Here is a 22,210-nt window from a genome sequence, read left to right on the forward strand (position 1 = left end):
GATATGTAAATCTCACGGTCAAAGCACCGGAAATAAAATTCCAGTTTTAGAAGTATTGGAACAAATTTCTAGTCAGCATGCTGTTGTTTTTAATTATGAGAGTCATCTTTTAAATGATGTGACTGTCATGCCTGTTTCAAAGGATTTAAGTTTAGCCGCAAAGATTAAAAATCTCGAACAGCAATCTGATTTAATTTTTGAAAAGGTAAGCCATCTTGTTTACAGTATTTCTAGAGCCGTAAGATTGTGTGGCTATATTAAAGATTCAGAATCAGAACATCCGCTTTCTGGCGCAACAATCAGAAGTAAAAACGCCTATGCACTAACTGACGACAATGGCTTCTTCGAAATTGTATTGACATCTAAAAATGCCAATGTCACCATAAGACATCTAGGATTTAAAACTATTGAACGCCAAATGACTTATTTCGACTTGGAAGCATGTGGAACCATCTCCATGTTCGTTCAAAAAGAACTTATCGCACCCGTACTCATTGAAACGTACCTCGTAAAAGGAATTGATAAAAGACAGGACTGGACGACCTCCATCGATTATAACAAATTCAGTTTGCTACCTGGTCTTATTGAATCTGATGTGCTCCAAACTGTTCAGGCATTGCCAAGTATTTTAAGTGTTGATGAAACGGTATCTAATATCAATATTCGAGGTGGCTCAAACGACCAAAATTTGATACTTTGGGATGATATCAAGATGTATCAAACTGGGCACTTCTTTGGGCTTATATCAAGCTTTAATCCTCTCATCACTCAAAATGCGAGTGTTATTAATAATGGGTCTGATGTCTCTTTAACAGATGGTGTTTCAGGAACGATCCATATGCAAACCGACAAACAAATTGATTCAGAATTCAAAGGTGTTTTTGGTCTTAATTTTTTAAATGCAGAGCTGTTTTCAAACATAGGTATAGGCAATAAGTCTTCCATTCAAGTTGCTTCTAGAAAGTCACTAGATGATTTCCTTAGGACACCAACTTATGATGTCTACTTTGAAAGAGTTATCCAAGAAACGGAAGCTGATAACAATGTTGCCAATGTCATCAACTCCAATCAAGAGTTTGATTTCTATGACGCTTCACTTCGATGGTTATACCAACCAACGGATAAAGATTTTTTAAGATTCAACTTTATTTTAATTAATAATAACTTAGGTTTTAATGAAACCGCCAATGTGAATGACGTTGCACAAACAAGAAGAAGTCGTATTTCTCAAAACACACTTGCAGTTGGATTCAACTACCAAAGACAATGGACTGAAAAGTTCTCTTCTGACATCAATATCTATAATAATGAATATAAGCTTGAAGCGCTTAACGCAGACGTCTTAAATAATCAGCTGCAATTACAAGAGAATATTGTGTCTGAATCGAGTGTTCGAATTAATAATGTATTCGAAGCAAATCGATGGCGTTATCATCTTGGATATCAATTTACAGAAACTGAAGTCATTAACCTGAATGATATTGACTTACCGCGATTTGTTAGGCGTGATGAAGAAATTTTGAGAGAACATGGTGTCTTTGGTCAAGCTTGGTACAAAAATTCAAACAATGACTTTTCAGTAAGAGCTGGTGTAAGAGCTAACTATTTGTCCCGTTTCAAAAAAACAATCGTTGAACCTAGAGTGAGTATTAGAAAATCGATAGGCGCTCATATAGACATTGAAGCGCAGGCCGAATTTAAACATCAAAGCACATCGCAAATCGTCAATTTCCAGAATGATTTTCTAGGCATTGAGAAAAGACGCTGGCAACTAACAGATAATGATAGTATTCCTGTGCTGCAAAGCAAACAAGTTTCTCTTGGGTTTATGTATAAAAATAAAGGATGGTTCTTGGATGCCACCAGCTATTTTAAAATAGTGGACGGTATCACTACCCAAAGTCAGAGCTTCACCACGAAATATGAATTTGCGAAGGAAAAAGGACGTTATAATGCCTACGGTTTTGAGTTTCTATGTAGAAAAACATTCCATAATTTCAATAGTTGGTTAAGCTATTCGTACATAAATAATACCTACACCTTTGATACCCTTGAAGACATCGAGTTTCCAAGCAATTTTGACATTACTCACTCGGTAACGCTTGGAAGTACTTTTAGTCATAAATCATGGAATATATCCGCTGGTTTGAATTATAGAACCGGAAACCCAACCTCAATTCCATTGGATGGGTTGGAGATTATAGATGACGATGTCAACTTTGACCGAGCCAATAATGAAAGGTTACTTGATTATTTAAGAATAGATGCTTCTGCCGTTTATAAATTTAAAATTAATAACAGGTTCAAATCGGAAATAGGCGCATCAATCTGGAACATTTCTAACAGAGAAAATGCCATAAATAATTATTATAGAATTAATGAAAATAACGTGGTTGAAAAGTTTTCTAGAAACTCCTTAGAACTTACTGCTAACGCCGTTTTCCGAATTTATTTTTAAAAGTCAACACAACCAAAATAACCTTGTGGGTTATCACTAAATCTTCAAATTATGAAAACTATTTACTACTCTGCCATTCTACTCTTCACGTGTTTCGCTCAAGGACAAATAATAAATTTTCCAGATGTAGAATTAAAAAACAAATTATTAGCTTCAAGTAATAGCAATTTTATCGCATTAGATGTTAATGGAAATCCTATAAACATTGACAGTAACGCTGACAACGAAATTGATATAAACGAAGCACAAGCCATATATGAGCTTAATATAAGTTCAAGCAATATCACTGATCTAACCGGATTAGAAAATTTCATTAATTTAATACGTTTAGAGATAAATTTAAATAACATAGCTACTTTTGATGGTACTGCTTTCACTAATCTAGAATATCTCAATTTTAGCAATAACAATTTAACATCCACCAATCTTACAGGACTCTCAAATCTTCAGATTTTTTGGGCGCATGGCAACCCGTTTAGCAGCATTGATTTAAGTACACTGAGCTCACTAACCATTTTAGATATTAGTTATTGTGACAACCTTACTAGTCTTGATGTTAGTAATCTAACTAATCTTACTGATCTTCATTGTACCAGTAACGATAATATGACAAGCTTAAATGTAAATGGTTGCACAGCACTCGAAGATCTAAACTGCCAGTATGGTGCCCTAACAAGTTTAGACTTAAGCGGGCTGGCTAATTTATCAACTATGTTTGCTGAAAATAATAATCTATCTAGCATCGATGTGACTGGAGCCATAAGTTTAGGCAATTTAAATATCACCTCAAATCAAATTACATCTTTAACGGTTCAGGATTTGCCTGTGCTGCAATCTATCAGTGCCGCTGGAAATTTGATAAGCAATTTCAGCATCCAAAATTGTCCGCTCTTTTTTACGCTAGTCATGAGTGACAACCAACTAAATACACTGGATTTGTCTGGTGTACCCAACACCGTAATTGTTGAAGTACAAAACAATGTATTAGACAATTTAATCGTTGCTGAAAATAATAACATTAATCAAATCAAATTGGCAAATAATCTTTTTACTGAAATTAACTTGAACAATTGCACCAACTTAAATTGGGGATCTTTTAATAATAATCCAAATTTGGAATCTATTCTGCTTAAAAATGGCAGTATAGAATCTCTAATTAACATCAATATTAGTAACCTGCCAAACTTGCAATATGTGTGTGCAGATGATGAACAATTAAATGATGTTCAAAGTTGGTTGAGTAACAATGGTTATGGAACTATCAATATAAATACCTATTGTTCCTTTAATCCTGGCGGCGAGTTTTATGAAATACAAGGTCAGTCACAATTCGATTTTGATAGCGATGGCTGCACTGTTTCAGATGCTATGGTTCCATTTATGACATTTACAATTAACGATGGTACCAATGAAGGTATTGCTATCGCTGATAGCACAGGTTCGTATCGTATACCTGTACAAGCTGGAAGTTATACAATTACGCCTATTTCTATTGATCCTGCGCTTTTTGATGTCACGCCATTAAATTATACTGTTGACTTTCCTCTAGAAGCTAGTCCGTTTAATCAGGATATTTGTATTGTTCCTAATTCCGTAGTGAATGACTTAGAAGCGCTATTAATTCCACTTACACCAGCTAGACCGGGTTTTGACTCCCAATATCAGTTAATGGTGAAAAACACAGGTAATCAAGTAATAAGTGGTACTGTGAACCTAGTTTATCCTGAAGACTTAGTAACTTTTATAGATTCTGATATACCGTTTGATGCTTCAACTATAAATAGCTTCACATGGAACTTCAATGATTTGAATCCATTTCAGTCGTATACAGTTAACATCACATTTAACGTAAATCCACCAACTGACCCTGATTTCCCTGTAAACATTGACGATGTTTTGGCCTATACAGCCACTGCGAATCCAATAACTGATGACATTACGCCAGATAATAATGTATTCTCACTAGATCAGGTAGTTGTGGGATCTTTTGATCCTAATGACATTCTTTGTTTGGAAGGTGAAACTATCCTTATAGATCATGTTGGCGATTATGTGCATTATCGTATACGTTTTGAGAATACAGGGACCTTTCCTGCGCAAAATATCGTTGTTGAAAATGACATTGATCTTCAAAAATTTGATCTATCTAGTCTCAAAATTTTAACTAGTAATCATCAATTTGAAAGTCGTGTGACTGGAAATAAGGTAGAGTTTATTTTTGAAAATATAAACTTACCTTTTGATGACGCTAATAATGATGGATTTATTCTATATAAAATAAGGACGCTACCCACTTTGGAATTGGAGGATACTTTTGTAAATAGTGCAAACATTTATTTTGATTACAATTTTCCTATTGAAACGAATAGTTATAGTACCACTGTAGTAACAGACAATTTAAGCGTCAATGATTTCGAATTTTCTGATAGTGTAAGCATCTATCCTAATCCGGTTGAAGATATACTAACATATCACTCTGCATCTAAAATGGAAAATATTCAAATATGTAATTCACTTGGGAAATTGGTAAAGAATATCAAGCCAAATCAGAGCGCAAATAGCCTGAATATTTCACAACTATCTAGTGGCGTTTATGTAATTCATTTTCAATCAGAACATAACAAAGTCACTAAAAAGTTTATAAAGATGTAATTAAAATCCCTTTAGAAGTTTTAGTTATGAATCTATCGAGTAGAGAAAGTGTGAATATTTCTTATTTCAGAAATGGATAAGTTTCAATTCAAATACGCGCTGTTTGGTATCAACAAACACCTCCTTGATCCTATTACTCATAAGATTCGAAAGTCCAGAATAAGAATTGTAAATACAATAATATTTAGAATTATGCTTTAAGACGCCTTCTTCGGAGGCGATCCAAATGTTCCCAACACTATCTTGAGAACCGCATAAGTAATGCTCTGTGTTAGCACGTTCTCGCCTCTTAACTGCTGAAATTCAACACTACCTTGTGAAAAACCTAGTAGCCAAGTTAGACTAAAAAATATAACAAGTAGTTGCTTTTTAAAAATCAACACCAATAATTTGTTTAGTTTTGAGAGTTAAATGTGATTAAAATAAAATTCATGATAATATCCTTAATTTATGTCGTTAAAAAACAAATCACTTAACACGCTAATGATCGTACTGTTTACTGTGATGTTTCATTGTAAACAATCTTCAGAAAACAAGGAGTCTCAACCAGTAATTGCAGACGAACCTCACACCATTTTAAAATCAAAACCTGCCCATATCGCCACACCAAAAGATATGGTCTGGGTGGAAGGTAAAACCTTTATGCAAGGTGCAAAAGCAAATGACCCATTTGCCATGAGACGAGAAAAACCGAGTCATCCAGTGACGGTCGATGGTTTTTTTATAGACATTACCGAGGTGACCAATAAAGAATTCAAAGCCTTTGTAGAGGCTACCAATTATGTCACGGTTGCAGAACGACCTATTGATTGGGAACAGATGAAAAAGGAATTACCAGAAGGGACTCCTAAACCACATGATTCAGTCTTACAGCCAGGAAGTCTCATTTTTAACAAACAGGTCAATGCGGTGGCCAACATGTCGAACTACAGTCAGTGGTGGACTTGGAAAATTGGTGCCAATTGGCGACATCCTGAAGGTCCAAACAGCAGTATTGACGGGAAAGATGATTATCCGGTGGTACACGTCGCTCTTGAAGATGCACAAGCTTATTGTAAATGGGCTAATAGACGTCTGCCCGCCGAAGCCGAATGGGAAGCTGCAGCGCAAGGCGCCTCAACCGATGCTATTTTCACTTGGGGTAATGACACCAGTCTTTTAACTGAAAAAGCGAACACCTGGCAAGGCACCTTTCCAATCAAAAACGATAGTGTTGATGGTTTTGCACTCATCGCGCCTGTTAAATCTTATGCACCAAATAGCATTGGCATCTATGATATGTTGGGAAATGTATGGGAAATGACGTCCGATTGGTTCAACGTGAATTACTATAACAGCTTAGATCCGTCCTCCGTTTTGATCAATCCAACAGGTGCCAGCGAACCTTATAGTCCGGATAATCCTTACCAAAAAGAAATTGTGATGAAAGGCGGCTCTTTTTTATGCCATGCTTCCTATTGTGCCAGCTTTAGAATATCAGCGCGTATGGGTATGTCTTTGGATTCTGGTTCAGATCACACCGGTTTTAGAACTGTAGTAACACCTGAGATGCTTGAAAAAAACTAGACTAAGGTTATAAAATTAATCAGCAAAGAAATTAAAAAAGCCAGAACAAATGTTCTGGCTTTTAGTTTCAGTACAGGCGGCGAGACTCGAACTCGCACACCTCGCGGCACTAGATCCTAAGTCTAGCGTGTCTACCAATTCCACCACGCCTGCAACTTTCCATTGAATAATGGGATGCAAATATAAACAATAGTTTCAATATTCAAATAAGTTTATTTGGGAAAAAATCAGCCTCATTTTTGTATTTTTGAAGGAATCAAAAAAAAACACCCATGCAAAATATTCAATCTTATGTAGAAACACATAAAGATCGCTTTTTAAACGAGCTTATCGACTTATTAAAGATCCCTTCTGTGAGTGCAGATCCTGCATTTAAAGATCACGTCATCAAAACGGCGAAAGCAGTTAAGTCTAGTTTAGAAAATGCAGGCTGTGATCACGTAGAAATTTGTAAAACTGATGGTTTTCCTATTGTTTATGGTGAAAAAATGATTGACAAGAATCTTCCCACCGTGTTGGTATATGGCCATTATGATGTTCAACCTGCAGATCCCATTGAATTGTGGGATTCTCCGCCTTATGAACCGGTGATTAAAAAAACGGAGACGCATCCAGAAGGCGCTATTTTTGCTCGTGGTGCTTGCGATGATAAAGGTCAAATGTACATGCACGTGAAAGCCCTAGAGTTTATGACCTCAACCAATCAATTACCATGCAATGTCAAATTCATGATTGAAGGTGAAGAAGAAGTGGGCAGTGTCAATCTTTCAACCTTTGTCAAAAACAATCAAGACAAACTTAAAAATGATGTGATTTTAATTTCTGATACCGGCATGATTGCCAAAGATGTCCCTTCAATTACAACTGGTCTTCGCGGATTGAGTTATGTAGAAGTTGAAGTGACGGGACCTAATCGAGATCTGCATTCAGGGCTTTATGGTGGTGCTGTAGCAAATCCGATTAATGTACTTACAAAAATGATTGCGTCACTTCACGATGACAATAATCATATTACCATTCCTGGATTTTATGATAAAGTCGAGGAGCTGTCTGATGAAGAACGACAAGAGATGGCCAAAGCACCTTTCTCGCTTGAGGACTATAAAAAAGCTTTAGATATTGACGCTGTCTATGGAGAAAAAGGCTACACAACAAATGAACGCAATTCTATTAGACCTACTCTTGATGTGAATGGTATTTGGGGTGGCTACATTGGCGAAGGAGCAAAAACAGTTATTGCTAGTAAGGCCTATGCTAAAATATCAATGCGATTGGTACCGCATCAAGATTGGGAAGAGATCACTCAATTATTCAAAACGCACTTTGAACGTATCGCTCCTGAAGGTGTTAAAGTGACTGTGAAACCACACCATGGCGGACAAGGATATGTTACACCTATAGATAGCATCGGTTATCAAGCAGCATCAAAAGCATATTTTGACACTTTTGGAAAGCAACCTATTCCTCAGCGCAGTGGTGGCAGTATTCCTATTGTTTCCTTATTTGAAGAAGAATTAAAAAGTAAAACCATTTTGATGGGTTTTGGTCTTGACAGTGATGCCATACATTCTCCCAATGAGCATTTCGGTATTTGGAATTATTTTAAAGGTATCGAAACCATTCCATTATTCTATAAGTACTTTACGGAATTAAGTAAATAACATGTTTAAAAATCAGGAATACCTGGAACAATGGTCCTTTGGCCAAAAGTTGTGGTTTCGATTTACAGCTACTTACTTTTCATTATACATATGTCTCACGTTTACCGCTTCTTTATTTGAGGTACCATTCAGATGGATAGCTAGCACGTGTTTAGGGATTAATTACGCATATGATGTTAGTGGTTATGGCAGCGGTGATCATACCTATGCCTATGTCACGTTATTCATGAACGTGCTATTAACAGGTATGCTTGTAATCATTTGGACAGTATTAGACAGAAAACGCCAAAGTTACAACCGCCTCTTTTATTGGTTTTTAGTGCTATTGAGAGTCGTCCTTATTTTCACCATGTGTTTTTACGGCGCTGTCAAAATTTTTCAAATCCAATTTCCACAACCAAGTTTAGTGAGGTTATTAGAGCCTTTGGGTAATTATTCGCCCATGGGTCTTGCTTGGACCTATATGGGTTATTCTGAAGGGTTTAATATGTTCACTGGATTTATGGAAGTACTGGGCGCTCTTTTATTAATTCCACGCCGTACACAAACCTTAGGTGCATTTATCGTTATGGGTGTTATGACGCATGTAGCAATTATGAATTTTATGTTTGATATTCCGGTCAAACTGATGTCTTCACACTTGGTGGGAATGGCGGCCGTTATTTTTTTTACGGATATCCGACGATTTGTTAATGTCTTTATTCAGAATCAACCCACTAAGGCGATTAATTATTTTTATCCCGTTAAACATAAGACTTACCATAAATCCATTATATGGCTCAAAGCTATTGTATTAAGCGTATTTACAGTGCTAATTTGTGTTTTTGGATATCAATCAGAACGAGAACGAGGACATAAACGCCAGAAACCTTTACTATACGGTATTTGGGAGACCAGTAACTTTATTAAAAATGGAGATACACTTCCACCACTTGTTACGGATGATGAACGTTGGCGTTACTTCATATCTGACTATAAAGATATCGCAACGGTTAAATTTATGGATGACCAAAAAGAGAATTATCACTTTACAATTGATTCTATTACGAATCTAATTAAATTATATCCAATTAAATCGGAAATTGGATTTTCCAACTTTACTTACGACAATTCGAATCCTGATATTTTGACATTGGAAGGTATCTTAGAACAAGACACATTACAAATAATAATGAGACGAAAAGATTTGAATTCGTTCGAACTAAAATCACGCGGATTTCACTGGATTAATGAAAGGCCGTATAATCGATAATTATTCCTTAATAATTTTGAACGTCCCTCCTTTTTCTGAATTCAAAACACTCAGAAAATAAACCCCTTGTGGTAAACGCTTCACATCAATAGTCGTTAAAGTTCCTGAGGCACTTTGAATAGATCTTACTAATTTTCCAGACATATCATAAAGCTTCATTTCCAAGTCGGAAATATTGCCCGATTCAATTTGCAAATGGTTTTTAACTGGGTTTGGATACACGATGACTTCACCATCTTCAAAAGAGGCGACATTTAGAGCTTCAAATAGCAGACATTCACTACGTTCCGTACAGCTACCAATTGTTATTTCGACAGCATAATTTCCATTAGATGATGGTACAAAACTTTGGCTTGTTGCACCTGTTATAGCCATGTCTGTATCACAATCGTACCATTGATAGGAAGACGCCAAATCTTCATTGGACGTAAGCATCGTCATATTTTGGGACACCGTATTATCAACATCTAACAGTCCACCTTTAGTGGCTGTATATGCCGTTATCAACTTTACCATTTCGTGATAATATTGGAAATCTAAAGTTGAAGCACGATCACCAGAAGTGTGATAAAATGGGGTTTCGTCATTTGTTTCCCATGATTCACCAACCAAAACAGCTGAAATGGCGTCATTAGGAAAATTACCAGCAAACCAAAAACTAGAATGGTCACTGGCTGTGGTTCCTGGATTGACTTCAACAACGCTTAAATCAAAAGTGTATGAATTTAACACTGAAATGATATCGTCTTTCATGGCGACTGAACCTGCGATATTCCGATAGTCAATATCAAATTGATTATCTCCAGGTTGTCCTGGGCTATCGCTATCGTAACCCATCATATCCATGTTTAAAACACCTAATATATTGTCGCCATTAGCCACCGCTTGATTGGCGTAAAAATTAGAACCCAAAAGCCCGATTTCTTCTTCGTCCCACAAGGCATAAACAATGGTGTTATCCATACATTGTTGCGATAATATTCTTGCCACTTCTAAAACAGCAATTGTTCCAGTAGCATTATCATCGGCACAATAATCTGCAACCGTATCATAATGTGCACAAATGATATAGATATTGTTAGGATTGGTCTTACCAACTTGTGTAGCAATGATGTTCCTACCATTACTGTTGAACGCCTGATCGGTTATCGTCAGATTATCCATGGCTTGAAATTGTTCAACCAAATAATCTGCCGCCAAATCATTATTGGCTTGTTGTCTGTTAATTATGGTCACAGAATTACCGTTCACAGTTGTGGGAATCTCACCTGAAAACTCGTTGATTTTTTGAGTTAATTGAGGCAGACTGACTTCATCTATAAGGTCTTGAATACTTTGTCCGTAGGAACACAAAGAACCAAAAAACAAGATGGTTACTAATACATATGCTTTATTCATTGTTGGGAGCTTTCAAAGAAATTTGCATCAAATATAGTGGATTTAATCAAAATAATCGATCTGGTTATTTGGTAATTACATTTTTTATTCTACATTTGTAGAGTACATTCTAAAAACGTAGAGCAATGCAATTATCAAAAACAGAAGAGCAACTAATGCAGTATTTATGGAAATTGGAGAAGGCGTTTATGAAGGACCTATTGGAAGCCTACCCTGAACCTAAACCAGCTACAACAACTGTTGCAACCCTCTTAAAACGTATGATTGACAAAGGTTTTGTTGCTTACAAGCTCTATGGAAAGTCGCGTGAATACTATCCTTTGGTTAAAAAGAAAGATTATTTTTCCAAGCATGTAAATTCACTAATAAAAACATTTTTTAATGATAGTGCTTCTCAATTTGCGTCATTTTTTACGAAAGAAACGGATTTAACCAAATCGGAATTAGAAGATCTGAAAGCGTTAATAGACAACGAAATAAAAAACAAATAATCATGCTCATTTTCATTCTTAAATTTAGTGCGTGCCTTGCCATTCTGATGGCATTCTATAAATTGGTTTTAGAATCGATGAGCATTCACAAATTCAAACGGTTTTACTTGTTAGGTGCTGTCATCATTGCTTTTATTGTTCCGAATATTGCCTTTGTAGAATATGTAGAACCCGTCATGCTGGACGCATCCTTACTACTACCTATCGAAGACATATCCACTGAAGACATTGATATACAGCATGCTCCAGTGAATCAGCTACCTATTATTCTTTGGAGTTTATATGGTATTGGTGCCGTTGCTTTTTTACTGAAATTCGCATTCAATTTGAATCAAATTATATCGAGAATCCGCAATAACCCCAAACACAAAAACCAGAATTTCGTAAATGTACTCATTCAGAATCTTGTCACGCCATATACCTTTTTTAACTATCTCTTTCTAAATAAGAAGAAATACGAAAAACATGAAATCCCAAAGGAAGTCCTCTTACATGAACAAACACATGCCCTACAAAAACACAGTTTTGATATCATTATCATAGAATTCTTCCAAATTGTATTTTGGTTCAATCCTTTGATTTATATGCTCAAAGAAGACATAAAACTCAACCATGAATTTTTAGCCGATCAAGCGGTTTTGAATCATGGAATACAAGCAGCTGATTATCAAAACACGCTATTGGCTTACACATCAAAAGCCACGCATCAATCTTTGGCTAATGCCATTAATTATTCATCAATTAAAAAACGATTTACAGTTATGAAAACAAGAACATCAAAACCGTCCATATGGTTGCGCAGTTTACTGCTTTTACCATTGTTAGCTATACTATTGTATAGTTTTACAGAAAGAAAACAAGTCATCCAAGATGCAACCGCCTTGATTCAGACACCAACTACTGAAGGCGTGTCTGAAGAACTCATGACCGAATACAAGCAATTGCTTTCGGAATACAATGCCACCCACCGAATATACAGCAATGCTCACGAGCGCATGGTTTCAATTTATAATTTGATGTCTCAGGAACAACGCGCTTCCGTCGCTCCATACCCAAACATTCCATCAATCGATTTATCTAAAGTAACCGCTATTCGACCAAATGCCTCACAATTTGAGTCCTGGAAAGACACCAAGACTTATGCCCTTTGGTTAAACGGCAAGCCCATTTCTAATAATCGTTTAGAGGACATGTCTAAGGAAGATATCGTACATTTTAGTGGTAGTTTTGTACATACTAATGCGAGAAGCGAGAAATATCCGCAGCCGTACCAATACAGTCTTTTTACACAGGAAGGGTTTCAAGCGAACTACCAAGAATCAAACGTTAAGACATACCGCACGCTTTCAAAGAAATATTCGAATGCTATTCAATCCTATCTAAACGGAACCCTTACAAAGCATTCAGAATTAAAAATACTCAAGGAGCAAATGGATAGAACTTATGCGGCTTTCTCATCTTCGGAAAAAGAAAAGTATCAAATCTTTCCGCCTGCGCCATTACCTGCGAAAAAAAGAGCGCAACAAGGGGCGACGCCAAAACAATTAGCAACCTACAATGCGCTAGCAAAAAAATACAATGAACAACCGAACGATCAACGCGTTATAAAACTGAAAGATATCAAGCAACTTGAGTCTATTTATAGTTTAATGACCGTAACACAAAAAGCGAAGGCTGAAGCGTTTCCAGAGTGTCCAACGCCACCACCACCTCCTACTCCTGCTAAAACGGACAAGGGACATGGTCCAAATATGCCATTGTCCGATTCAGAAAAAACACTTGTAAAATGGACGAAAGAAGCTGTGGTTCAAAATGAACCTTATACAATCTTTCTGAATCAAAAGGGTCAGCTATTAGCAAATAATAAATTAGCAGATATATCATCAATCACCAAAGACTTCAAGTCTTTAGCAAAATCTAAGGGTCACAAACATGTGTTATTTAAGTATCTCGATGAATCCCCTAAAGACACCGTCAAAAAAATCAAATCTTTGATAAACCAATATGGATTAACAGATGTTACTGATAAGTATGGTGATTTACCACCTCCACCTCCACCACCTGCGCCTAAAACTCCAGAAATTATAGAAGTGGAAGTTCCAGTTTCATCAAATTTCCCTGAGATCAAAGAAGTACAACCACCAGCTGCACCTGAAATCATAGAAGTAGAAGTTCCTATTTCGAAAACTCAAGCTGAAATCGTCGAATTACCGCCACCGCCACCACCTCCACAATCGCCTTTAGATTTTATCGTTGATATGGCGAAAACGAATGCTAAATTTTATTATGAAAACAAAGAAATCTCATCAGATAAAGCGATTTCAATTGTGAAAAACAACAAGGATTTAAATATCAAAGCCAAAGAAACGGATACTAAAATGCCGTTGGTGTACATTACTAAAGAATAGCGACTAGACATTGTCTTTGTTAGCTTTTAACTGAGATTTCGAAATTATAGAACGGCATCACAAGAAGCATCCCAGCCACGTATATCTACGTGGTTCGGGATTTGGGTGTTTTAAGTGTCAAATACCATTAAAACAAAGGCTAACTTTCATGGTATCAACATTTAAACTGTAGATGATGCAAAAAGCAGACAATCCAAAACTTACCATTCTACTCTCCCTTATCTTTTTTATTGTTTTAGGCTTCAATTTAACCAAGTGTAAAAAAGCTGAAGAACAACCAGACGAAAATTCAACAAATCATACAGTTTCAAAAAACGAGGACATGCCTGGACTTTTGCCAATCATTCATGACAGCATTCCACATTTAAAAAAACTGTTTGAAGCTGCTATGGTCGATGCTCAAAATCCTGAACCACATGAAATTAGTCATCAGCTTATTAATTTAGAAACGGATCCAAATTTAGTCACTAAGACTATCAATGGCATTCGTCATATCAAAGTAGTTTCATGGAAGTTAAATCCTGCATGGTATCCCGACTCCGGAAAATTTAACGACAGCTCACGCGTCATTTGGGTGACTATTGCACCCATCATCAAAGACAGTTGTATCAGTTTTCATAAAACATATAAAGATGCCAATATGAGACTCAGACAACTTCTTGGACTTCAACCCTTAACTGTAGAAACATTTTTTTTAGAATTATGGGTAAAACCTGAAGATCTATTCAGACCTACTCCAGATAATGAAACCAACGATCACACCTGTGGCTTAAATCTGCCTCAAAATGTGACACCTGAATATCGGCAATGGTTTAATAATACTAGAGCATTCCAATATAATGATTGCACAGACTCTATCTTTAGTGAGTATGGCTATCCATGGACACAATTAGGATATACTTACGATTGGAGTCCAGACAATCCTTCAAACGTCGGTCTATCTGAATTCGTTATTAAAAAGAATAGTGATGTATATGTGAGTGGCAAATACAGTAACAAGCTTTATTGTGCTTCGAATGAATGACTTTTGATTGGTAGCACTTTCTATGGCCTTTCTGTTAAATAATGTAACAAACTCATGGTTTTTGCGTTCTAATAGTCAATCAATCAAAAATCAAATCATCATGCTTAAAAAATTCTTCATCATTTGCTCTGGGGCCGATACGGATATTCTGGATAATTGTGCCATAGGCGAGCAAAACAAATATGCTGGTATTGGAGCTACCGTTTTTTTTACCGCGGTCATGGCATTCATCGCCTGCTGTTATGCACTTTATACGGTCTTCGATAATTTATTAGCAGCTATCGCTTTTGGGTTCATTTGGGGTTTACTCATATTCAATCTTGACCGATTTATAGTCTCTACCATAAAAAAAAGGAATCATATTATTGATGAAATTATACAAGCCTCACCAAGAATTATTTTAGCGGTCATTATTGCGGTAGTCATCTCCAAACCGATGGAACTCAAAATATTTGAAAAAGAGATTAATCAGGTACTTTTAGAACAAAAAAATGACCTAACCTTGGCGAATCAAAATCAGATTGCCGAACAATTTACACCAGACGAACAAGTCCTTAAAGCGGATATTCAAACCTTACAATCCGAAATAGCCACTAAAGAAGCTGAGGTCAATGCCCTTTACGATATTTATATTTCAGAAGCTGAAGGGACTGCAGGTACAGAATTGTTGGGAAAAGGACCTGTTTATAAAGAAAAGCGCGAAAAACATGATGCTGCCCTTGCAGAATTACAAGCATTAAAAGCTGAGAACAAATCAAAAATTGCAGCTACAGAAGCACAATTGGCACAACTAAAATCCGATTATGAACTTCAGGTGAGCACATCACAACCTATTATTGATGGCTTTGATGGTTTAATGGCGCGCGTCAATGCCTTGGGTGAATTACCATGGTTGCCATCTTTCTTTATTTTTCTATTGTTCCTTGCCATTGAAACCTCGCCTATTTTCGCAAAACTATTATCTCCAAAAGGAGAATACGACTATAAGTTAGAAGATGCTGAGACCGCTGTTAAAACTTGGGTGGAACAAAAAGTTAATGAACGTAAAATCCTTCTTCAAACTGATCAAAAACTCAATAATAAAATATACAATGATATTGCTGAAGAGGACGAGCTATATCAGTACAAACGCAAAAAAGCCCGTGAATTAATGCAGCTCCAAGCGGACGCCTTTTTTGAGCATCAAAAAAACGCCCTATAAATTTGAGTATATTTATAGCTCTTTAAATAGCTATTGTATGAAATACTCGTTTTATCTGCTCTCCTTTTTATTGATTTCTTGTCAGACGACGACTCCTGAAGAAATCAAACTGGCTTCAGAAGCTACCTATGATAAGGATATCGCTGCTATTAAAAAAGTGATGTCTGATCAAAAAAAGGCTTGGAATAATCATGACTTGCAAGGTTTTATGGAAGGTTATCGGAACAGTGACAACCTGAAGTTTTATGGGAGTAATGGTCTCACTAATGGTTGGGAAAATACGCTAGCTAACTACAAAAAAGCTTACCCAACTTCAGCAGAAAGTGGCATATTACGATTTGTCATCAATGACATCAGTCGAATCGAAGCAGATCATTATTGGGTCATGGGTGAATATCACTTGACGCGTGACATTGGAAATGCCAATGGTGTCTTTATGATTATCTTTAAAAAGATTGATAATCAGTGGAAAATTATTGCAGATATGTCCTGCTAATGATTATGCTGCGACCTCTTTTGTTTTAAAATGATCATAAAGGTTGTTATGTCCTAAACCAATAATTGAAAGACGTTTGTTCTTCATCAAGGCCTCATTGTGCAATTGAGCGATGGCACTCACACCATAACGGTCAATACTCGTCAAATCCTCAATACTTACAGTTATTGAATTGGACTTCTCAAAAATGTTTCTGAATTGCTTTTTGAACAAATGGATGTTATGTCTATCTAACGATCCCTTAACTTTAAAAAAGTTATTTGCACTGGTAATTTCTAAGTTCATAATAATACGATTTAAGGTTGTTTTTTGGAGCTATTAATCAATATTATTATGATATAAATATCCGAAAATTTGAATGGCTTATACTATATATTCGATAAAATGTATAATTGGCTGGTTTTGTATTATGAATAGCATCTTTTGTTCGATAAACTACAAACACTAAATAGATGAATACCTAAAAATAAGAGCGTTACGCATTAAATCACCATCACAAGCGCATGGCTTTGTGTTAAGAATGTCCTGTTTAAAACTTGAGATTATGCTTACAGCTTTTTCACATATTGTGTGATGATGACTATCTGCTGACCATCTACTTTTCCCTCTATATATTCAGCATTTTCGTGATCCAATCGAATGTTCCGTACAGCGGTACCTTGTTTTGCCACCATACTTGAACCTTTAACTTTTAAATCTTTAACTAAAACCACAGAATCACCGGCTTCTAAAATAACGCCATTTGAATCGCGATGAATAATTTTATTTGCTTCATCTTCATGTTCTCCGGTGGCTCGAGCGAGTGCCATAGCCTCATCGTCCAAATACATCATATCCAATAAATCCTGAGGCCAACCTTCATTCCGTAAGCGCTGTAATATACGCCAAGACATAATTTGAACCGCTACATGTTCACTCCACATACTATCATTCAAGCAGCGCCAATGATTCACATCCATGTCGGCTTTTTCTTCTATTTGCTCTAAGCACGTACGACAGACCAAAATATCATTAGCCACATTTTCATTGAGTGAAGGTGGAATGGTGTACTGACTTAAGTTCGCAGTAGATTGACACAATTCACAAGAATTGTTGCTTCGCTCTTGTAACGTTTGTAATACGCTCATGTTATTTTTTTTGCAATGATAGTTAAAATATTCATATCATTCATTGGATAAATCTGCTCTTAATTTTTTTGGTAAGCCTTTTACCACTAAGTCATACGAATGATCAATCAATTCAAGAACGAGTTGAGGTCTTAATTCGCCCTTGTAAATGTAAAGAGAGTTCCAATGCTTTTTACTCATGTGCCATCCAGCCTCAATACTGTGATATTCTGCTCTTAATTCTTCAGCATAATCTGGATCACATTTTAAATTAACTGAACCTTTACCCATTTCCCATTTTTCTAATGGAAATAAGGCAAACATTTTACCCATGACCTTAAACACTAGCGTATCGGCATCGAATGGAAAGGTTTCACTGACGCCTTTTTTTTGCAGACAGTAGTCTCGTAATTGTTCAATGTTCATTCCGAAAAATTTATGAATTTAAAAAACCTTAGGATTTTAAAGCCTTTACCTCCTTTGCCTCTATTTTCAATGCTGCATAGTCTAGCTTCCAACCAATAGTTTCTACTATAGATTCAATAAGCAACACCGATTCCAAGGCTTCTCTTTTCGCAATCTCATACAAGCCGCTTTCAGGCACTTTGTTCATGATATGCAATTTCGCTTCATTGTGTAACTCCGTAAGGTCAGAGGCTTCAAATTTGTTAAACATGCCATCCTTTTTATCGTAATAATTTAAATCGGTTTCGATACTTAATACTTCCGGCTGTGGAAAATGGAATAAGGTAACCGTTTTGCTCTTAACATCAGATGTCATTTTAATTTTAGATAAATCAAAACCTACATGGGCTTTTGCATTGATGACTACCAGTGCTTTTTTTCTACTAGAAATCAACTTCAAAAACCGTTCTTTGACATCTTCGTAATGATAAATTTCAGCGAAATCGCCTTCTACCGTAATAAACTTGCACACCTTTTTAATCTTGTCTAATAAAATGACCGATTGCGAATGGGTTTGTTGCTTTTTACGAAATTGCTTGATAAGCGTTACAACACCTAAAGTCACAAGTATGCTTAAAATAATGATTAAAAACGTTTCCATAATTAGTTTTTTCCTATTTTACCTAAATGCGTATGGTTAAAGGCATCTTCAAACTTAAGTCCGTAGCCAAAAATGCGATCCAAAGATGCATGTGAGAATATGATAATACCTTTAAGTTGCCATATAGGCATCTCAAAATAGACACCAATGAAGTACAAACACAATGCCAAGCCTTTATGATGGCAAATATTGTATGTTACGGCACCAACTTTTGAATTTATTAGATAGCCTAACATTCCTAAGTCTGGTAAGAGGATCAACACTAAAAACCACCACCAGCTAAAAGGTAGCTGACTAAAAACAATGATGCCTAGTATCAACATTGCAAGCTCTTCTAATTTGAGCAATTTTTCCATTTTTATTCCAAGACTTTATATAATATAGGTTTGCTAGGTGAGGCGTCATTTTCAAACGGTGCAATCTGGAGGTTCAAGAAATACTCGCCGTCGGCTACTGTGTTAGGCACATAGATCATCTCAGTGATGGTACAATCTTTTCTTAATTTTCCATCGTAATTCCAAAAAGCTTTATGACCTCTAAGCTCGCCACCATCTTCCTCTCTATCCACACTGGGTAAATCAATGAGTAAATGTTTGATGCCCTTTTTTACCAAAAACTTGATAGCATCCTCTTTCAAATACGTCCAATTGCTATTGGAATATTGTCGAGACAATTTTTCTTTCATATTCGGAATTGTCCGAATCACAATAGCATCACGTTTCTTGTTACCTAAAGCAAATTGCAACTGTTTCTTAGAAATGATGGTATCTTTCATTAATTTCTCTGGTGCTACGGTGACCACCTCTGCTAAGAAAAAAAACTGCTTCAGATGCTTGTTAACAGAGTAGACTTTTTTAGTGATATGTCCAACACACTCCGTATGTGTTCCGTGTGCATGCGGATTAAAATGAATGGTATTGAAATTCACGGCAGCACCTTTCTCAACACTGATGGTATCACCTTCAATAACCTCAGCTTCAATTTTTGGTGCGTCGATGTACCAGGCATTGACATTCTCCTGAGATGCACGCATAGGAATGGAGATATCTAAGGGTTTGGATAAATCAATTTGAAGTTTTCTAGAATTATATTGTATGGTTGCTTGCATTTATAAATTGAGTTTAAATAAATCGGATGCGATCCCGTCACTTAAAAATTTTCCTTTTTTAGTAATCTTCAGTTTTTCATCATCAATATACAATAAATGTTGCGTTATAAAAGGTTCCGCCTGAAGTAATAAATAGTCCTTATAGCTGACACCAAAATCATGCTTGACTTTTTCTAGTGAGACTCCCCAAATGGTTCGTAGTCCCGTCATAATATACTCATTGTATTTATCGGTAAGCGTCAACGTTTCCATTTCTAATGGCAACTCATGATTCTCAATGGCTCTTATATATTTTGAATTATTTCGTACGTTCCAACTGCGTTGTGTACCATTAAAAGAGTGTGCCGATGGTCCAATACCTAAATAAGGCTTCCCTTGCCAATAGGCCGAATTATTTCTACTGAAAAAACGTTCTTTCCCGAAATTAGAAAGCTCATAATGTATGAAATTATGACGCTCCAATTTATCTACCAATATATGAAATTGTTCTTGCGCTATGTCATCATCAACCGCATCTACAAGCCCTTTTTTAATAAAGCTTTCTAGAGCCGTTTTCGGCTCAACTGTTAATGCATAACTTGATATATGTGGAATGCCATAACTTAGCGCTATATCAATATTTTCTATCCAACGTTCATGACTTAAACCAGGAATTCCATAAATTAAATCGATGGAAATATTACTAAAAGTGTCACAGGCTTTTTCCAAACAAGCTCTGGCTTCCTCGGCATCGTGAGCACGATTCATCAATTTGAGGTCTTGCTCAAAAAAAGATTGAATACCGATCGAAAGTCGATTAACTGGACTTGCCGCCAACATATCGATTTTTATGGCTGACAAATCATCTGGATTCGCCTCTAAAGTGATTTCAGGCCTATCTGATACGTCATAATGCGTATAAACAGACGTTATTATAAAATGTAATTCTTCTAGCGTTAGTAGGGACGGCGTTCCACCGCCAAAGTAGATTGTTTCAATGGTGGTATTGTGAAACTCATCTTTTCGAAGTATCAGTTCTTTTACCAATGCTTTGATAAGTGAATCTTTATGTTTCAAGGTTGTTGAAAAATGAAAATCACAATAATGACAAGCCTGTTTACAAAATGGAATATGGATATAAATACCACTCATTTCTTTACACGATCTTCATTTTGCTTGACAAAACTCGACCAACCCGAATAACTCTTACCAATTTCAACGCGTCCTGCATTATAAAAATGACAAACAGCTGCGGCTAATCCATCTGTAGCATCGAGGTTTTTAGGTAGTGTTTTGAGATCTAATAAACTTTGTAACATTTTGGCGACTTGCTCCTTACTGGCATTTCCATTGCCTGTAATAGCCATTTTTATTTTTTTAGGTGAGTATTCCGTAATAGGTACTTCTCTTGACAATCCCGCTGCCATGGCCACACCTTGAGCACGTCCTAGCTTCAGCATACTTTGAACATTTTTACCAAAAAATGGTGCTTCAATAGCAATTTCATCTGGATGATGGGTATCGATGAGCTCCACAGTTCGTTCAAAAATAAGTTTCAATTTCAGATAATGATCACTGTACTTTTTTAAGTCCAGTTCATTCAATTGTAGAAAAGTCATTTTTTTTCCTACTACTTTAATGAGACCAAAACCCATAATAGTTGTACCTGGATCAATACCCAATATGATTTTTTCTGTAGCCATCAATCGCAATATTGACAACCGCTTAATGAGAAGGTTACTCCTAAAGTAACCGTCAAAAGATCGCTATTAAAAGCCCCATAACCGTCCGTAATAGGGTCAAAATCCTCACCAAATCCTAGGATATAGGAGACATCCGTATGTACGGACATATATTGAGACATGGCATAATGTATTTCTAATCCAGCCATGACATTAAAAAAAGAAGTTTGATTACCGCTATAATCCCCTAAAGGCCTTATAAAGGAGTAACCAGGACCTGCGTGTGCTACTAATCCAAATCGTGTTGGCAAAAATCCAATAGACTCCGTTGGGTCATAAACTAATTGCACATTGAGTCTCGTATAATTCGTTTTGAAATCAATAGAATTGTCATCACTAGAAAATCGGTTAAAACCAAAGTCTAACTTAGCGCCTAATTGCTTTTTAAACATGTGTTGAATACCTAAGTGAACGGTTGGAAAATTTAAAGATTTACTTTGAAAAGCTTCAACAAAACCCGATTGGGATGGACTATTAACACCTAACGCTATCTGTGCTTTCCATTTATTGGTACTTTTTTGAGCATTCAAATACAGCACACTGCTTAAGCATAACATCAATATACTTAATTTTTGAAGTCTATAATTTGAGGTCATATGATT

Annotated in this window: 20 protein-coding genes and 1 tRNA gene; 10 read left to right on the plus strand and 11 right to left on the minus strand. The window is 36.2% G+C overall.

The window, feature by feature from the left end:
* The first annotated feature begins 55 nt into the window (after nt 1–55).
* The 3 genes from ACU8DI_RS02065 (at nt 56) to ACU8DI_RS02075 (ending at nt 6,676) form a co-directional block, all read left to right on the plus strand.
* Nucleotides 56–2,458 carry a TonB-dependent receptor gene (locus ACU8DI_RS02065; RefSeq protein ID WP_447111072.1) on the plus strand — a complete coding sequence of 801 codons (2,403 nt, stop codon included), beginning with the start codon at nt 56–58 and terminating at the stop codon, nt 2,456–2,458.
* Nucleotides 2,459–2,509: 51 nt separating this feature from the next.
* A complete protein-coding gene (locus ACU8DI_RS02070; protein ID WP_447111073.1) occupies nt 2,510–5,110 on the plus strand; it encodes a DUF7619 domain-containing protein in 2,601 nt (866 codons plus the stop codon).
* Between the two features lie 450 nt (nt 5,111–5,560).
* Complete coding sequence (locus tag ACU8DI_RS02075; RefSeq protein ID WP_447111074.1) at nt 5,561–6,676, plus strand: formylglycine-generating enzyme family protein; 1,116 nt, start codon at nt 5,561–5,563, stop codon at nt 6,674–6,676.
* Nucleotides 6,677–6,747: 71 nt separating this feature from the next.
* Here the strand turns inward: ACU8DI_RS02075 and ACU8DI_RS02080 are convergent.
* Nucleotides 6,748–6,829, minus strand: a tRNA-Leu gene (locus ACU8DI_RS02080).
* A 119-nt stretch (nt 6,830–6,948) separates the two neighbouring features.
* On the opposite strand from ACU8DI_RS02080, the gene ACU8DI_RS02085 reads away from it, so the two are divergent.
* Together ACU8DI_RS02085 and ACU8DI_RS02090 are read left to right on the plus strand one after the other, a co-directional pair.
* Nucleotides 6,949–8,337 (plus strand): dipeptidase, encoded by a 1,389-nt coding sequence (locus ACU8DI_RS02085; protein WP_447111075.1) that lies wholly within the window; start codon nt 6,949–6,951, stop codon nt 8,335–8,337.
* A 1-nt stretch (nt 8,338) separates the two neighbouring features.
* Nucleotides 8,339–9,589 carry a DoxX family protein gene (locus ACU8DI_RS02090; protein WP_447111076.1) on the plus strand — a complete coding sequence of 417 codons (1,251 nt, stop codon included), beginning with the start codon at nt 8,339–8,341 and terminating at the stop codon, nt 9,587–9,589.
* On the opposite strand, the gene ACU8DI_RS02095 is transcribed toward ACU8DI_RS02090, so the two are convergent.
* The gene (locus ACU8DI_RS02095) at nt 9,590–10,987 is read right to left on the minus strand and encodes a M28 family peptidase (protein WP_447111077.1); all 1,398 of its coding nucleotides are present in this window, start codon (nt 10,985–10,987) and stop codon (nt 9,590–9,592) included.
* Nucleotides 10,988–11,112: 125 nt separating this feature from the next.
* Between ACU8DI_RS02095 and ACU8DI_RS02100 the strand changes: the two genes are divergently transcribed.
* The 5 genes from ACU8DI_RS02100 (at nt 11,113) to ACU8DI_RS02120 (ending at nt 16,607) form a co-directional block, all read left to right on the plus strand.
* On the plus strand, nt 11,113–11,478 hold the full coding sequence (locus ACU8DI_RS02100; protein WP_447111078.1) for a BlaI/MecI/CopY family transcriptional regulator: 366 nt from the start codon (nt 11,113–11,115) through the stop codon (nt 11,476–11,478).
* Between the two features lie 2 nt (nt 11,479–11,480).
* Entirely contained in the window at nt 11,481–13,886 is a 2,406-nt protein-coding gene (locus ACU8DI_RS02105; RefSeq protein ID WP_447111079.1) for a M56 family metallopeptidase, read from the plus strand.
* 175 nt (nt 13,887–14,061) lie between these two features.
* Nucleotides 14,062–14,910, plus strand: coding sequence for a hypothetical protein (locus ACU8DI_RS02110; RefSeq protein ID WP_447111080.1), 849 nt, complete (start codon nt 14,062–14,064; stop codon nt 14,908–14,910).
* 100 nt (nt 14,911–15,010) lie between these two features.
* The gene (locus ACU8DI_RS02115; RefSeq protein WP_447111081.1) at nt 15,011–16,111 is read left to right on the plus strand and encodes a DUF4407 domain-containing protein; all 1,101 of its coding nucleotides are present in this window, start codon (nt 15,011–15,013) and stop codon (nt 16,109–16,111) included.
* Nucleotides 16,112–16,148: 37 nt separating this feature from the next.
* On the plus strand, nt 16,149–16,607 hold the full coding sequence (locus tag ACU8DI_RS02120; RefSeq protein WP_447111082.1) for a YybH family protein: 459 nt from the start codon (nt 16,149–16,151) through the stop codon (nt 16,605–16,607).
* A 3-nt stretch (nt 16,608–16,610) separates the two neighbouring features.
* Here ACU8DI_RS02120 and ACU8DI_RS02125 read toward each other — a convergent pair whose 3' ends face one another.
* The 9 genes from ACU8DI_RS02125 to ACU8DI_RS02165 form a co-directional block, all read right to left on the minus strand.
* On the minus strand, nt 16,611–16,892 hold the full coding sequence (locus ACU8DI_RS02125) for an STAS domain-containing protein (RefSeq protein ID WP_447111083.1): 282 nt from the start codon (nt 16,890–16,892) through the stop codon (nt 16,611–16,613).
* 263 nt (nt 16,893–17,155) lie between these two features.
* The gene (locus ACU8DI_RS02130) at nt 17,156–17,734 is read right to left on the minus strand and encodes a PhnA domain-containing protein (protein ID WP_447111084.1); all 579 of its coding nucleotides are present in this window, start codon (nt 17,732–17,734) and stop codon (nt 17,156–17,158) included.
* A 36-nt stretch (nt 17,735–17,770) separates the two neighbouring features.
* Nucleotides 17,771–18,139 carry an MmcQ/YjbR family DNA-binding protein gene (locus tag ACU8DI_RS02135; RefSeq protein ID WP_447111085.1) on the minus strand — a complete coding sequence of 123 codons (369 nt, stop codon included), beginning with the start codon at nt 18,137–18,139 and terminating at the stop codon, nt 17,771–17,773.
* A 28-nt stretch (nt 18,140–18,167) separates the two neighbouring features.
* On the minus strand, nt 18,168–18,779 hold the full coding sequence (locus tag ACU8DI_RS02140; protein ID WP_447111086.1) for a DUF4230 domain-containing protein: 612 nt from the start codon (nt 18,777–18,779) through the stop codon (nt 18,168–18,170).
* A 2-nt stretch (nt 18,780–18,781) separates the two neighbouring features.
* A complete protein-coding gene (locus tag ACU8DI_RS02145; protein ID WP_447111087.1) occupies nt 18,782–19,135 on the minus strand; it encodes a DUF4260 domain-containing protein in 354 nt (117 codons plus the stop codon).
* A 2-nt stretch (nt 19,136–19,137) separates the two neighbouring features.
* Nucleotides 19,138–19,887 carry a cyclase family protein gene (locus ACU8DI_RS02150; RefSeq protein WP_447111088.1) on the minus strand — a complete coding sequence of 250 codons (750 nt, stop codon included), beginning with the start codon at nt 19,885–19,887 and terminating at the stop codon, nt 19,138–19,140.
* Nucleotides 19,888–21,018 (minus strand): radical SAM family heme chaperone HemW, encoded by a 1,131-nt coding sequence (gene hemW, locus ACU8DI_RS02155; RefSeq protein WP_447111089.1) that lies wholly within the window; start codon nt 21,016–21,018, stop codon nt 19,888–19,890. It lies immediately after the preceding gene.
* Nucleotides 21,015–21,569 carry a crossover junction endodeoxyribonuclease RuvC gene (ruvC, locus tag ACU8DI_RS02160; protein ID WP_447111090.1) on the minus strand — a complete coding sequence of 185 codons (555 nt, stop codon included), beginning with the start codon at nt 21,567–21,569 and terminating at the stop codon, nt 21,015–21,017. The genes hemW and ruvC overlap by 4 nt, the downstream gene beginning before the upstream one ends.
* Complete coding sequence (locus tag ACU8DI_RS02165; protein WP_447111091.1) at nt 21,569–22,204, minus strand: cell envelope biogenesis protein OmpA; 636 nt, start codon at nt 22,202–22,204, stop codon at nt 21,569–21,571. The genes ruvC and ACU8DI_RS02165 overlap by 1 nt, the downstream gene beginning before the upstream one ends.
* Nucleotides 22,205–22,210 lie beyond the last annotated feature (6 nt).

Source organism: Psychroserpens sp. BH13MA-6, from assembly GCF_052983595.1.

What these genes read in the sequence shown, in the direction of transcription:
- ACU8DI_RS02090 (WP_447111076.1), top strand. Translation starts at nt 8,339, where the DNA reads ATGTTTAAAAATCAGGAATACCTGGAACAATGGTCCTTTGGCCAAAAG.
- ACU8DI_RS02095 (WP_447111077.1), bottom strand. Translation starts at nt 10,987, where the DNA reads ATGAATAAAGCATATGTATTAGTAACCATCTTGTTTTTTGGTTCTTTG.
- ACU8DI_RS02105 (WP_447111079.1), top strand. Translation starts at nt 11,481, where the DNA reads ATGCTCATTTTCATTCTTAAATTTAGTGCGTGCCTTGCCATTCTGATG.
- ACU8DI_RS02140 (WP_447111086.1), bottom strand. Translation starts at nt 18,779, where the DNA reads ATGGAAACGTTTTTAATCATTATTTTAAGCATACTTGTGACTTTAGGT.
- ACU8DI_RS02100 (WP_447111078.1), top strand. Translation starts at nt 11,113, where the DNA reads ATGCAATTATCAAAAACAGAAGAGCAACTAATGCAGTATTTATGGAAA.
- ACU8DI_RS02125 (WP_447111083.1), bottom strand. Translation starts at nt 16,892, where the DNA reads ATGAACTTAGAAATTACCAGTGCAAATAACTTTTTTAAAGTTAAGGGA.
- ruvC (WP_447111090.1), bottom strand. Translation starts at nt 21,569, where the DNA reads ATGGCTACAGAAAAAATCATATTGGGTATTGATCCAGGTACAACTATT.
- ACU8DI_RS02070 (WP_447111073.1), top strand. Translation starts at nt 2,510, where the DNA reads ATGAAAACTATTTACTACTCTGCCATTCTACTCTTCACGTGTTTCGCT.
- ACU8DI_RS02120 (WP_447111082.1), top strand. Translation starts at nt 16,149, where the DNA reads ATGAAATACTCGTTTTATCTGCTCTCCTTTTTATTGATTTCTTGTCAG.
- ACU8DI_RS02165 (WP_447111091.1), bottom strand. Translation starts at nt 22,204, where the DNA reads ATGACCTCAAATTATAGACTTCAAAAATTAAGTATATTGATGTTATGC.
- ACU8DI_RS02130 (WP_447111084.1), bottom strand. Translation starts at nt 17,734, where the DNA reads ATGAGCGTATTACAAACGTTACAAGAGCGAAGCAACAATTCTTGTGAA.
- ACU8DI_RS02115 (WP_447111081.1), top strand. Translation starts at nt 15,011, where the DNA reads ATGCTTAAAAAATTCTTCATCATTTGCTCTGGGGCCGATACGGATATT.
- ACU8DI_RS02145 (WP_447111087.1), bottom strand. Translation starts at nt 19,135, where the DNA reads ATGGAAAAATTGCTCAAATTAGAAGAGCTTGCAATGTTGATACTAGGC.
- ACU8DI_RS02075 (WP_447111074.1), top strand. Translation starts at nt 5,561, where the DNA reads ATGTCGTTAAAAAACAAATCACTTAACACGCTAATGATCGTACTGTTT.
- hemW (WP_447111089.1), bottom strand. Translation starts at nt 21,018, where the DNA reads ATGAGTGGTATTTATATCCATATTCCATTTTGTAAACAGGCTTGTCAT.
- ACU8DI_RS02135 (WP_447111085.1), bottom strand. Translation starts at nt 18,139, where the DNA reads ATGAACATTGAACAATTACGAGACTACTGTCTGCAAAAAAAAGGCGTC.
- ACU8DI_RS02110 (WP_447111080.1), top strand. Translation starts at nt 14,062, where the DNA reads ATGCAAAAAGCAGACAATCCAAAACTTACCATTCTACTCTCCCTTATC.
- ACU8DI_RS02085 (WP_447111075.1), top strand. Translation starts at nt 6,949, where the DNA reads ATGCAAAATATTCAATCTTATGTAGAAACACATAAAGATCGCTTTTTA.
- ACU8DI_RS02150 (WP_447111088.1), bottom strand. Translation starts at nt 19,887, where the DNA reads ATGCAAGCAACCATACAATATAATTCTAGAAAACTTCAAATTGATTTA.